Source organism: Polyangium jinanense, from assembly GCF_028435265.1.
In the GTDB taxonomy this organism is placed as follows: Bacteria; Myxococcota_A; Polyangia; order Polyangiales; family Polyangiaceae; genus Polyangium; species Polyangium jinanense.
Genome location: NZ_JAGTJK010000030.1, coordinates 17,045 through 29,487, shown reverse-complemented (window position 1 = coordinate 29,487; position 12,443 = coordinate 17,045). Strand labels below are relative to the sequence as shown.

The following is a 12,443-nucleotide window of genomic DNA, read 5'->3' as shown; positions in this document are numbered from 1 at the left end:
AAACGGAGCGCCCGCCTTCGCGGACGCCCCGCTTCCGTCACTTCTTGGTGGGAGCCGGTGCAACCTTCTTCGGCGCGGGCGCGGCAGGCGCGGGCGCGGCGCCCTTCGGAGCCGCAGGCGCGGGAGCAGCACCCTTCGGGGCCGGGGCCGCAGGCGCGGGAGCAGCGCCCTTCGGGGCCGGAGCCGCAGGCGCGGGAGCGGCGCCCTTCGGCGCGGCCGGAGCCGCACCCTTCGGCGCAGCACCCTTCGGCGCGGCGGGCGGCGGCGCAGGCGGCGGAACGTTCTCGAACTTCTTGATCGAGCCGTCCTTCATCTTCTTCTCGACGATGACGAACTGCACGCGGCGGTTCGCCTGGCGGCCTTCCTCCGTCGCGTTGTCGCCCACGGGCCGATCCGGGCCGTAGCCCATCGTCGTGAGGCGATCGGCGCTCACGCCGCGCTTGGCGAGCGCGGCCTTCACCGCGTCGGCGCGCGCCTGCGAGAGCTTCGTGTTGAGCTGCTTCGAGCCGCGGCTGTCGGTGTGGCCCTGGACCTCGACCTTGAGGAGCTCCGGGTGCTCGTTGAGCACGGCCGCGACCTCGTCGAGCAGCGAATCGCTGACCTTGCGGATCGTCGCCTTGGCCGTGTCGAACTGCACCTGCTGCAGGATGATGACCTCGGTCTCGGTGACGCGGACCGCCTTCGGGCAGCCGTTCTGCTTGGGATCCGGATCCGGGGCGCCCTTCTCGTTCGGGCAGGCGTCCTTGTCGTCGCGGATCTTGTCGCCGTCGGTGTCGCCGGGGCAGCCGTTCGTCGCCGGATCGTTCGTCTTGATGCCGGGGATCTCCGGGCACGCGTCCTGCGCGTCGTACACGCCGTCGTTGTCCTTGTCCGGCGGGCAGCCGTTCTTCTTCGCATCCGGATCGGCCACGCCGGGCACGTCGATGCAGGCGTCCTGCGCGTCGATGATGCCGTCCTTGTCCTTGTCGGGCGGGCAGCCGTTCTTCGCCGGATCCGGATCGGCCACGCCCTTCACGTCCGGGCAGGCGTCCTTGTCGTCGTAGATCCCGTCGTCGTCGCTGTCGGGCGGGCAGCCGTTCTTCTTCGGATCCGCGTTCGCCACGCCCTTGAGATCCGGGCAGGCGTCCTGCACGTCGAGGATCGTGTCGTTGTCGCGATCCGCCGGGCAGCCGTTCTTCGCCGGGTCGGAGTGCTTGACGCCCTTCACGTCGACGCAGGCGTCCTCCTTGTCGACGATGCCGTCGCCGTCCGTGTCCTTCGCCTTCCACTTCGGCGTGTACGCGAGCGAGCCGACGACGCGGAAGTCCGGCGTACCGATGCCGGAGGCGAGGCCGGGGCCGGCGGCGATGCCCGCCTCGAAGTTCTCCGCGAAGCGATACTTCGCGCCGACGAGCGCCTCGGCGTTGAGGCTCTGCCGCGTCGTCTCGCGCATCGAGGCGACGACGTTGAACTCGGGGCCGATCTGGAAGTTTCGCTCCTCGCCGAGGAGGAAGCCGATGCCGCCGCCCGCCACGAACGTCGTGCCGAGCAGGACGTTGTTGAAGTAGTTCTGATCCGGGCGAATTTCCGGGCCGATGGCGACCGAGTACACGAACCGGTCGTGCTTACCGCCCACGATCACCTGGGGCAGGCCGCGCACATTGCCGTCCGTCACGAACGCGCCGGTGCCCGTCGGCACCCAGATGTAGCCGCCGATGCCGAGCTGGAAGATGCTGTCGTAGTCGCCGAGCACGCGCAGGCGAAGGCCGAGGCGCAGGTCGCCGAAATCGGCCCCGCTCGGCGAGCTGATGCCGAGCGTGTTCGTGGGATTTTCGCCGTTCTGGTAGAGGGCGACGGGCACGTCGACGTTGACGAGCAGCCGCTCGAACAGCGCAAACGATCCGTTGAGGTGCAAATAGAGCTGGTTGCTCACGACCGAGCCGAGCGACTCGTCATCGCTCTGGCGGCGCAGCACGAGGGGGTTGTGCGCGTAGTCGACGATGAGCGCGGCGTGGGGCGTCAGCTCGCCGGCCACGTAGGGTGACTGGGCACCGAAGAACCGATCACCGGCCGGGGCGGGGTAGAACCGGTTGATGGCGAGATCGTCCGCACTTGCCGGCGCGGCGATGCCCGCGATCGACCCCAGCGCTGCCGCGCAGAGCAGCCACCTATATCCCTTGGAAGTTCGCATCGCGTGATTGACCTCTCGGATTTTCGTGTCGGAGTCCGCCAAAGGAAGGCTCGACGCAAGACGTCGCCCTGGAGTGACCCGAAGATGTCCGCCGCATCGCTGTATGTCTTCGGCGGCAGCAGACATGGCCCTACCTATACACGGACTGTGCCTGCGACGGACCACAAACAATCAGGCCAAAACGTGTTCGTCGCCCGATGCCAGTGAGGCTTGTCGGCAGCAACCCCGGGCCTCAACTGAGGTCTCCGCTCCTCGGACCCGCGTGCCGCGCCATACCGCGCGTGACGTTCGCCGTTACGCAACGATCCGGAACCAGCCGCAATTTCAATGGTGGTCTCCCCGTTTGGCCTGACCACCTACCATCGTCCCTGCCGTACCCGCCTCACGGGATCGTTGACAGCGGAATCGGCCCGGCGACGATGCACTCCGTGCTCTTCCCGCTCCTTCGCGCGCCAATCGCGGCCCTCGCCCTCAGCGCCCTCGCCACCGCCCCCTTTCAATGCGCGCGGGATCCCGATCCCGAGAAGGCCATGGAGGAGCCGCCCGAGGACGCGCTCTATCAGCTCGCCGAGCAGTTCCGCGAGCGGGGCGACAAGGAGGCGCGCGTCACCACGCTGCGTTTCCTCGCCACTCGTTACCCCTCGAGCCGCCTCGCCGAGCGCGCCCGGCAGGAGCTCGCCGAGCTGGGATCGCCGGTCCCCGCGCCACCCTGAACGGCCTGTAAACGTGGGAAGCGAGCGTGCTCGACGCCCTTCGGGGGCGAAACGTGCTAAGCGCAGCCGACCATGTCAGGCCGCGACTCTTCCCGGAAAAACCTCTTCAAGACCGTAAGGCCCGAGCTCGATTTCCCGAGGGACGAGGCCGAGATCCTCGCGTTCTGGAAGAGGGAGGGCATCTTCCAGAAGACGCTCTCGGCCGAGACGCGCGCCACGGGCCCATCGAAGGGCACGTTCGTCTTCTACGAGGGTCCTCCGACGGCGAACGGCATGCCGCACAACGGCCACGTCCTCACGCGCGCCGTGAAGGACGTGTTCCCTCGCTACAAGACCATGCGCGGCTACGACGTGCCCCGCAAAGCAGGCTGGGACACGCACGGCCTGCCGGTCGAGGTCGAGGTCGAGAAAGAGCTGCGGATCCACGGCAAGGCGGACATCGAGAAGTACGGCGTCGAGCCCTTCGTGGCGCGCTGCATCGAGAGCGTGTTCCGCTACACGGATGCGTGGGAGAAGCTGACGGACAAGATCGGCTTCTGGGTCGACCTGCCCGACGCGTACGTCACGTACCACCGGAGCTACGTCGAGAGCGTCTGGTGGGCGCTCGCGAAGCTCTACGAGAAGGGCCTGCTCTACCAGGGGCACAAGGTCGTCTGGTGGTGGGCGCAGGGCGGCACGGCGCTCTCCAGCGCCGAGGTCGGTCAGGGCTACAAGACCGTCGACGATCCCAGCGTCTTCGTCGCGTTTCCCTTCGTCGAGGATCCGTCGACGGCGCTCTGCGTCTGGACGACGACCCCGTGGACCTTGCCGTCGAACATGTACGCCGCGGTCCGCGCGGACTTCGACTACGTGGTCGTCGACGCGGGCGATCGGAAGCTCGTCGTGGCGGCGGGCCTGCGCGAGGCGCTCGCGAAGAAGCTCGGCAAGGATCTGCCGGTTCTTTCGACCACCAAGGGATCGGCGCTCGTCGGCAAGAAGTACGTCCCGCCGTTCGGCCTCTACGCGTCCGAGGCAGCGGCGTACGAGGCCGTGCACGCGGTCATCGCGGCGGATTTCGTCACGCTCGACGCCGGCACGGGCATCGTCCATGTCGCGCCCGCCTTTGGCGAGGACGACTACGGCGCCCATCGGCAGCTCCTTGCGGCGGGCAAGACGCCGAAGGATCCGTTCTGCGCCGTGAAGCCCGACGGCACGTTCATCGACGAGATGGGCAAGTACGCGGGCCGCTGGGTGAAGGACGCCGACAAGGACCTGCAGAAGGACCTCGCGCAAGCGGGCAAGCTCGTGCACGCCGAGAACTATCGCCACGAGTATCCGTTCTGCTGGCGCGCCGACGAGGACCCGCTCATCCAGTACGCCCGCCCGGCCTGGTACATCCGCACGACCGCGCTGATCCACAAGGCGATCGAGAACAACCAGACGGTCAACTGGCTGCCCGAGCACATCAAGACGGGCCGCTTCGGCGACTTCCTCGCGAACAACGTCGACTGGGCGCTCTCGCGCGAGCGCTACTGGGGCACGCCGCTGCCGATCTGGGTGAACGACCAGACGGGCGCGATGGAGGCCATCGACTCGGTGAAGACGCTGCGCGAAAGGCCCGGCAACAACGTCGCCGAGGTCGAGCGCGAGCTCGTCCGCGCGCATCCGAAGACGGCCGAGCACCTGCTCGTGCACAAGCCCTGGATCGACAAGATCACCTACCAGAAGCCCGGCGAGCCCGGCACGTACCGGCGCGTCTCGGAGGTCATCGACTGCTGGTTCGACTCGGGCGCGATGCCCTTCGCGCAGTGGGGATTTCCGCACGCGGAAGGGTCGAAGGAGAAGTTCGACCGCGCCTTCCCGGCCGACTTCATCAGCGAGGCGATCGATCAGACCCGCGGCTGGTTCTACTCGCTGCTGATGATCTCGACGCTCGTCTTCGACGAGGAGACGCAGAAGTCCCTGGGCCTCTCGCGCATCCGGAATTTTCCGCACCCGTACCAGACCTGCGTGGTGCTCGGGCACGTCGGGGATCGCGAGGGCAAGAAGGAGAGCAAGTCGAAGGGCAATTACACGCCGCCCGAGGTCATCCTCGACCGCGTCCGCATGGAGTTCGCCGTCTGCTCGGACGCGCAGGATCCGCTGAAGGATCAGCCCGTGCAGAAGGGAGTCGCTCGCATCGCGCGCGAGGACTACGAGGGCCTCGATCTCCAGGGCGACCGCACCAAGGTCAAACTCTACCGCGCGGATCGACCGAACGAGGCGCTCGACATCACGCTCCGGCCGACGTCGGGCATGGGCCAGTTCCCGCGCCGCGTCATCGTGATGCACACGTCGGACATCGAGGCCCTCGGCCTCGCGACCGCGCCCGAGCCGCTCCGCGTCATGCCGAACGACGTGTTGCGCCTCGCCCAGAATCACCGCGTCTTCGTCGAGGATCCTTCCACGCCCGCGCCCGGCGCCGACGCGTTCCGCTGGTTCTTCTACGCGTCCTCGCCCCCGTGGACGAACACGCGCCACTCGCTCACGAACGTGCGCGCGACACAGAAGGAGTACGCGATCAAGATCCGGAACGTGTGGTCGTTCTTCGCGATCTACGCGAACATCGACGGCTTCGATCCGGCCCGCGGAAACCCCGACGCGAAGGGCGTTTCGCCCGCGGATCTCGCGAAGAGCGAGGGCTACCGGCCGGCCCGCGAGCGCAGCCTGCTCGACCGCTGGCTGCTCTCCGAGCTCGCCCTCACGACCCGCGAGGTCACGCAGCACCTCGACAATTACCGCCTGTACGAGGCAGCGCAGCGGCTCGTCGACTTCGTGGACGCGCTCTCGAACTGGTACGTTCGGCGCAGCCGCGCGCGCTTCTGGTCGCCGGCGGAGAACGTCTCGGCCGAGGCCCTCGCCGACAAGCGCGACGCGTATTTCACGCTGTACGAGGCCCTCGTCGCCATCGCGCACCTCACGGCCCCGTTCACGCCCTTCATCGCCGAGGAGCTCTACCAGACGCTCGTCCGCGGCCCCTGGACCACGTCGCAACCGGAGAGCGTGCACCTCACGAGGTACCCCGAGCCCGATCTCGCCGCGATCGACGAGGGCCTCGCCGCCGAGATGCGCGCCGTCCGCGAGCTCGTCAGCCTCGGCCTCCAGGTCCGCACGCTGAACAAGCTGAAGGTCCGCCAGCCCCTCGCGCGCGTCGACGTCATCGTCTCGAACCAGGCCATGCGCCGCGCGCTCGCGCAGCACGAGGCCCTCATCGCCGAGGAGCTCAACGTCAAGGAGGTCCGTTTCCTCGAGCCGGGGCAGGAAGGCGAGGCCGTTCGTTACGTGCTCAAACCGAACTTCCGCGCCCTCGGGCCGAAGCTCGGCAAGAAGGTGCAGCTCGCCAAGCAGGTCCTCGCCAAGGCGAACGCCGCCGAGCTCCGCACCGAGCTCGTCACGCGCGGCGCCATCGAGATCGAGCTCGACGGCGAGCGGGTCTCGCTCGGGCCCGAGGAGATCGAGGTCGTCGTCGAGGCCGGCAAGGACTTCGCCGCGGCCGGCGGCAAGGCCGGCGTCGTCGTGCTCCACACGGCGCTCACGGACGCGCTCCGCGACGACGGCCTCTCCCGCGAGATCCTCTCGCGCGTGCAGGGCCTACGGAAGGACCTGTCCCTCGGCTTCACGGACCGCATCGCGCTCGCGGTCGAGGGCAGCGAACGCGTTCTCCGCGTCACGCGCGCGGCCCAAGACGAGATCGCCCGCGAAGCGTTGGTCCGCTCGTTCGAGATCGGCGCCTCCACCGTGTCCGGCGAGCGGCGCGAGCTCAACGTCGACGGCGAGGCGCTCGTCCTGACGATCGCGCGGGCCTAGACCCCGCAAAAAGCCCCACGAAGCGGGCCGCCGCGGCTCGCCTCGTGGGGCGTGGGGAGGTTCCCGAAAAAAACTCAGCGGTTCTGGCTTCCGCGGCCGCCCTGCTGCTGCTGGCTTCCGCCGGACGACTCTCCGCCTCCGCCCTGCTCGCCCTCAGCCTGCTTGCCCTCCTCGACAAGCTCGCGCACGCGCTGGCCGCCCATCCGGCCGGCCTCTTCCACGGTCATCGAGCCTTTCTCCTCGGTGCCCTGGTTCCCCTGGTTTTTCTGCTGTGCCATGACGGACACTCCTCCCAGCAGGCGAGCACCCGGGGGAAAACCCCGCCGGCCGCATCGCCGCTTCCACCCTCCACGTGGGGCCAGGCAGGTCCGCGTCGAGGGGGCCGCCGAAGATTGGTTTGTCCGCGAACGTATGGCCGTGCCGGCTCGTCACGCCTTCGGTTCGGGCAAATAACGCGGGCGATTGCGCTCGAACTCGTCCTGCGCCTCGGCGAAGTCGTCGCTGCGCCCGATGTCGAGCCAGTGCCCGCGGAACGGGTGCGTCTGGATCGGCACCCGCGCCGCGAGCAGCGCGTGCATGAGCTGATCGAAGCCAAAAGGCACGCCTTCCGGCACGAAGCGCAAGAGCGTCTCGCGGCTCATCGCGTAGATGCCCATGCTCACCCAGAACGAGTAGGTCGGTTTTTCCCGGAACCCCGTGACAGACCCTTCGGGGTCGAGCTCGAGCACACCGAGGTCGATCTTCGTGGCGCGCTCGAAGACGCAGACCGTGAGCGGCGCGTTCGCCTCGGCGCTCCTCTTCGCGAGCTCGGCGAAATCGAGGTCGCAGAGGATGTCGCCGTTCATCACGAGGAACCGCTCGGGCAACTCGTGGGCGATCGCGCGGAGCGGCCCGATCGTGCCGAGCGGCTGCTCCTCGCGCCGATACGACAGCTTGACGCCGTAGCGGCTGCCCTCGCCGAGCACGGCCTCGATCAGGCCGGCCTGATGACCCGTGCACAGGGTCACGTCGTTCACGCCGTACAACGCGAGCTGGCGGAGGAGGATCTCCACGATGGTCTGCTCGCCGATCGGCATGAGCGGCTTCGGGATGAGCGCCGTGTACGGCTTGAGACGGCTGCCCTTTCCCCCGGCGAGAACGATGGCCTTCATCGCCGGCGAACGTACCACGCGAGGCGGTTACTGACGCGGCGGCGCGACCTCGCCCGACGGATCGGCCGTGAGACACCCCTCGTCGAGCCCGAGCTGGCAGGCCTTCGTGAAGAGCGCCGTCGCGCGGGCCGGATCCTTGCGCACGCCGTGGCCGCGATTGTAGAGCCGGCCGAGCTCGAGGCAGGCCTCGGCGTTGCCGCGCTCGCAGACGCGGGTGAAGAGCGTCGCCGCGAAGACCGGGTCGACGCCGACGACGCGCCCCTCCAGGTAGGCCTTGCCGGCCGCGAGGCAGCCGCGGTTCGCGCCGGCGTCGCAGGCCTTGCGGTAGAGCGTGACCTCCTCGGTCGGATCGTCCTTCAGCGTGCCGTCGTGGTAGAGGTCGCCGAGCTTGATGCAGCCGCGCGCGCTGCCGTTCGTACAGGCGCCGCGGAAGAGGTCGATGGCCCGCGGCGGATCGGGGCGCACGACGTCGCCGCGCATGTACATCGCGCCGAGCGTGACGCAGTCCTCGACGATCGCGTCGTTGCAGCCGTTCGTGCAGCCCACGAGATCGTTCTCGGCGCACGGCAGGCGCAGCTTGGGCGGCTCGGGCGCGGGCGCGGGTGGCGCCGCGGAGGCTTCCATGTCGGGCATGTCCTGCGCCGCGAGATCCTCGCTTGGCGGGGCCTTCGGCGTGGGCGCGGGGCCGCAGGCGGCGAGCGCGAGCGTCCCGACCGTCAAGAAGGCGGCGCCTTGGTGGAAGGGGCGCATCCACGAAGGATGACACACGGCTCGCCCTCGCCGGTGGTTTTCCTCGTTCGGGACGTCCGGGGCATCCGGGGCCTTTTTTGCGGACTTTTGGCCTCGGCGAGGACGGTGTAGGAAAGGGGCATGGCGCCCATTTCCTTGCGATCCTCGCACACGCTCGACGAACCGAAGCTCGAGGCCCTCGTCGAGCTCATGTACCTCGCTGCGTACGCCGACGGCGGGTTCGGCACCGACGAGAAGCGTCATTTCGCGCGGAGCGTGCAGTCGTTGACGGACCGCAAGGTGACGCCGGATCAACTGGAGCAGCTCATCACGCGGCTCGACGCGGCGCGGAAGGCCTCGGGCACGGCGGCGCTGCTCGAGGGCGCGCGGCAGACGCTCGGCAGCCCCATCGCTTGCCGCGTGGCGTTGAGCCTGGCGATCGGCGTGATCACGGCCGACGGCGCGATCTCGAAGGCGGAGCGGGCCATGATCCACGAGATCGGCGCGGCGCTCGGGCTCGACCATGAAGGCATCGAGGAGATGCTGCGCGAAGAGGAAGGCGCCTGACGCCCCGCGCCGCCCTGGGCGGGTTTGGTGCGCGGGAGACCCGGGCGGCCTGATTCTTGTTAAATTGAAGTCGCGTGAACTGGTCGAATCAAACCGGCTCGCATCAGATCCCGTTCCCGGTCCCGGGGACGACGCTCACGTCCACGCGCGGCACCTACGTCGTGGGTGCGCTCATCGGCGACGGCCAGTACGGCTCGGTCTACGAGTGCATCGGACCGTTCGATCAACGGTACGCACTCAAAATGCTGCGCCCCGCGAACAAGTCCTACCAGGCGGTGAAGGACGAGTGGGCGCAGGAGCTACGGCGACTCGAGCAGTTTCGCCATCCGAACATCGTCTACATCCACGACGCGTTCGAGAACAACTACCTCTTCTACCTCGCGCTCGAGCGCTGCGACACGAGCCTGCGTGCGCTGCTCGGACGGCCCTTCTCGGACCTCTTGCTCGTCGAGCTCTGCCGCCAGCTCCTCATGACGCTGCAGTACCTGCACGACAGCGGCGTCGTGCACTCGGACCTGCACGCGGGCAACGTGCTCATCTCGCAGCTCGATCGATCCCCGATCGTCAAGCTCACGGACTTCGGCGTGGCGCATCAGCTCCAGGGCAGCACGCGCTGGTTCCGCCCGCAGGTGGCGAACCCCAAGATTCTGACGCCGGAGCTCGTCACCGCCGGATACACGACGACGCAGAGCGACCTCTACCAGTTCGGGCTCCTCATGTACCAGATGCACACGGGTCAGCCCGCGATCGACGTGGACGTCGCGTATCCGGAGATCACGCGGCAGATCTCCGAGGGCGCGCCGCGCCAGAAGGCCGAGGCCCTCGGCACGCCCGTCGGCAACGTGATCGCCAAGCTGCTCCGGCGTCGCGACGCGTATCGCTACCAATCCGCGCGCGAAGTCTGGGAAGATCTGCGCCAGGTCGCCTGGCGCTGACGCTTCACTTCTTCGGCGCGTCCTTCTTCGGCGCGTCCTTCGCCTTCGTGTCCTTGCTGTCCGCGGGGCCGCGGCTGGGGGAGACGACCTCGAGCAGCTCGACGTCGAAGACGAGCGTCGCCTTGCCGGGGATCTTGGGCGGGCTGCCGTCGTCGCCGTAGCCGAGCTTCGAGGGGATCGTGAGCTTGCGTTTGCCGCCGACCTTCATGCCGGCGACGCCCTGGTCCCAGCCCTTGATGACCTCGCCTTTGCCGAGCTCGAACTCGAACGGCTCCTTGCCGACGGAGCTGTCGAACATGAAGTTCGTCTTGAGCAACCGGCCCGTGTAGTGGACCTTGACCTTGTCGCCTTCCTGGGCCTCGGGGCCCGTGCCGACGGTGATGTCTTCCTTGATGAGGTCCGCGGGCTCCGGCTTCTCCGGCTCGCGCGGCGCTGCAGCGCGAGGCTCCGCGGACGGCTCGGGGACCTTGTTCTCACAAGCGGCGGTGACGACGCCGAGGGCGACTAGCGCGAGCGAACCCAAACGACGGATGGCCATCATGGGCCCCTCCTATTCGACGGAAGCCGCTCGATCAAGCGCCCCGCGCGGAGAGCCGCCGAGCGTGCTTCCGATCGTGGTACGTTCCTGCGAACGCGCCGAGCGCGCGGACGGCGCTCGGCGCGCTCGGCGATGGCAGGCATGACGACCGCGCTTCCGCAGAAGCCGTTCGGCTCGACGGGGCTCTGCGTCTCGCCGCTCGGGCTCGTGGGCTCGGGCGGCATCGACGCGGACGCGGTCGAGCGCGCCTTTCACGAGCTCGGGGTGAACTACTTTTTCGCCTCGCCCCTGTGGCCGGCGCTCTCGGCGGGCGTGCTCAGGCTCGTGCGCGCGGGGCACCGTGATCGGATGGTGATCGCGTGCGGCGCGCACGTGCCGATCGGCGTGATGGTGCCGCGGGAGTGGGCGCTCGTGACGCGCGGGATGGGCGTCGGGCACGTGGACGTGTTCCACCTGCTCGGGGTGCGGGCGCGGTTCTGGACGGCCGGGGAGACGTGGCCCGCGCTGCGGAAGCTCCGGGCCGAGGGGAAGGCGCGGGCGATCGGGATCGCCTGCGACGACGGCGCGCTCGCGGCGTCCCTCTGCGACGAGCTCGCGCCGGACGTGCTGACGATCCGTTATGAATCCTCGCACAGCGTGGTCGAGGCGGAGCTCTTCGCGACGCTCGCAGGGAAGCGTCCAGGCGTCGTGGTGTCGCCGACGCGAAAGGACGCGGACGGCGCGCACGTGCGGTTCGCGCTGAGCCATCCGGTGGTGGACGTTGCGCTCTGCGCGCCGCGCACGTTCGAAGAGATCGCCGAGGCCGCGACGAGCGCCCTCCTCGGGCCGCTCCCGGCTTCGTAGGACCTCAAAACGGTTTTGGGATGCTCTTCTTCGTCGTGGTCGTGGGCTTCGGCGACGGAGAGGACGTGCCGGGCAGCGTGACCGTCGGGCGCGTGGGCGGGCTCGTCGACGTCGTTGTCGTCGTAGGCTTGGGCGTCGTCCCGGTCGTGGTCGTGGTCGGGCTCTGCGTCGGCGGTTTTGTCGTGCTCGTCGACGTCGTGGTCGCCGTGGGCTTCGGGGTCGGCGTCGTGGACGTGGTGTACACCGGCTCGGGCGCCGCGGCCGTGGTCTCGGGCGGCGGCGTGGACGGCGTGTCGCCCGTGGCCGGAGGATCGGAGGCGACGGTCACGGCGCTCGGCGCGGTGATGGGATCGAGCGGCGCGTCCTCGGCGCTGCTGCTCCCGCCACCGCGCAGGAGGAAGTACCCACCGAGCGAGAGGCCGCCGATGACGACGGCGGCGCCGAGCCCGATCGCGACGAGCGGCGGGCCGCTGCTGCCGGAGGAAACGGATCGAACGGGCGGCGGCGGCATGCCGTACGCGGGTGGCCCTCCCATGCCCGGGCCGGGCGCGCCATACGGGGCGGGCGCGCCGTAAGGGGCCGGTCCAGGGACAGGCGCGCCGTAAGGAGCCGGTCCGGGGCCTGGCGCGCCATACGGGCCAGCGGCGGGCGGCGCGCCGTACGGCGGCGGACCGCCGACCTGGGTGCCGGATCCACCGCCCATAGGAGCGCCTGCGGGGGGCGCGGGGGCCGGGTAGACGGGGGCCTGTGCGGGGCCGGCATCGACCATCGTGCCGGGCACGGGCGCGCCTGCGTGGGGCGCGGGGGCCGGGTAGACGGGGGCCGGCGCGACGCCCGGGCCTTCGGGGCCGAACAAGGGCTCACCGACGATGGTTTTTCCAGGACCGTAGGGCCCGCCCGGCGGACCACCTTGCTGTTCGCTCATCTCGCCGACGTTCTCCTGGGCTCACGAGCTACGCGCTGCATGCGGGG

11 protein-coding genes are annotated in these 12,443 nt (G+C 69.3%); 5 read left to right on the top strand and 6 right to left on the bottom strand.

Translation table 11 applies throughout. The features are described 5' to 3' along the window. Window positions 1-37: 37 nt before the first annotated feature. Window positions 38-2,170 carry an OmpA family protein gene (locus KEG38_RS36550; protein WP_272425030.1) on the bottom strand — a complete coding sequence of 711 codons (2,133 nt, stop codon included), beginning with the start codon at window positions 2,168-2,170 and terminating at the stop codon, window positions 38-40. 428 nt (window positions 2,171-2,598) lie between these two features. Here KEG38_RS36550 and KEG38_RS36545 point away from each other — a divergent pair, with 428 nt between their 5' ends. Then, window positions 2,599-2,883, top strand: coding sequence for a tetratricopeptide repeat protein (locus KEG38_RS36545; protein ID WP_372518217.1), 285 nt, complete (start codon window positions 2,599-2,601; stop codon window positions 2,881-2,883). Window positions 2,884-2,955: 72 nt separating this feature from the next. Beyond that, window positions 2,956-6,708, top strand: a complete 3,753-nt coding sequence (ileS, locus tag KEG38_RS36540) for an isoleucine--tRNA ligase (RefSeq protein ID WP_272425028.1) — start codon at window positions 2,956-2,958, stop codon at window positions 6,706-6,708. A gap of 74 nt (window positions 6,709-6,782) precedes the next feature. Here the strand turns inward: ileS and KEG38_RS36535 are convergent, their stop codons facing one another. From KEG38_RS36535 to KEG38_RS36525, 3 genes are all read right to left on the bottom strand, one after another. Beyond that, on the bottom strand, window positions 6,783-6,986 hold the full coding sequence (locus KEG38_RS36535) for a hypothetical protein (RefSeq protein ID WP_272425027.1): 204 nt from the start codon (window positions 6,984-6,986) through the stop codon (window positions 6,783-6,785). Between the two features lie 150 nt (window positions 6,987-7,136). Beyond that, window positions 7,137-7,859, bottom strand: coding sequence for a nucleotidyltransferase family protein (locus tag KEG38_RS36530; RefSeq protein WP_272425026.1), 723 nt, complete (start codon window positions 7,857-7,859; stop codon window positions 7,137-7,139). Between the two features lie 27 nt (window positions 7,860-7,886). Continuing rightward, window positions 7,887-8,609: a tetratricopeptide repeat protein gene (locus tag KEG38_RS36525; RefSeq protein WP_272425025.1), complete on the bottom strand. Its 723-nt coding sequence runs from the start codon at window positions 8,607-8,609 to the stop codon at window positions 7,887-7,889. Window positions 8,610-8,729: 120 nt separating this feature from the next. Here KEG38_RS36525 and KEG38_RS36520 point away from each other — a divergent pair, with 120 nt between their 5' ends. Further along, window positions 8,730-9,155 (top strand): tellurite resistance TerB family protein, encoded by a 426-nt coding sequence (locus KEG38_RS36520; RefSeq protein ID WP_272425024.1) that lies wholly within the window; start codon window positions 8,730-8,732, stop codon window positions 9,153-9,155. A 74-nt stretch (window positions 9,156-9,229) separates the two neighbouring features. Beyond that, window positions 9,230-10,090: a serine/threonine protein kinase gene (locus KEG38_RS36515; protein ID WP_272425023.1), complete on the top strand. Its 861-nt coding sequence runs from the start codon at window positions 9,230-9,232 to the stop codon at window positions 10,088-10,090. A gap of 4 nt (window positions 10,091-10,094) precedes the next feature. Here the strand turns inward: KEG38_RS36515 and KEG38_RS55125 are convergent, their stop codons facing one another. After that, complete coding sequence (locus KEG38_RS55125; RefSeq protein WP_276074184.1) at window positions 10,095-10,631, bottom strand: FKBP-type peptidyl-prolyl cis-trans isomerase; 537 nt, start codon at window positions 10,629-10,631, stop codon at window positions 10,095-10,097. Between the two features lie 138 nt (window positions 10,632-10,769). Between KEG38_RS55125 and KEG38_RS36505 the strand changes: the two genes are divergently transcribed. Further along, window positions 10,770-11,471 carry an aldo-keto reductase family protein gene (locus KEG38_RS36505; RefSeq protein ID WP_272425022.1) on the top strand — a complete coding sequence of 234 codons (702 nt, stop codon included), beginning with the start codon at window positions 10,770-10,772 and terminating at the stop codon, window positions 11,469-11,471. 4 nt (window positions 11,472-11,475) lie between these two features. On the opposite strand, the gene KEG38_RS36500 is transcribed toward KEG38_RS36505, so the two are convergent. Then, window positions 11,476-12,396 (bottom strand): hypothetical protein, encoded by a 921-nt coding sequence (locus KEG38_RS36500; protein WP_272425021.1) that lies wholly within the window; start codon window positions 12,394-12,396, stop codon window positions 11,476-11,478. Window positions 12,397-12,443 lie beyond the last annotated feature (47 nt).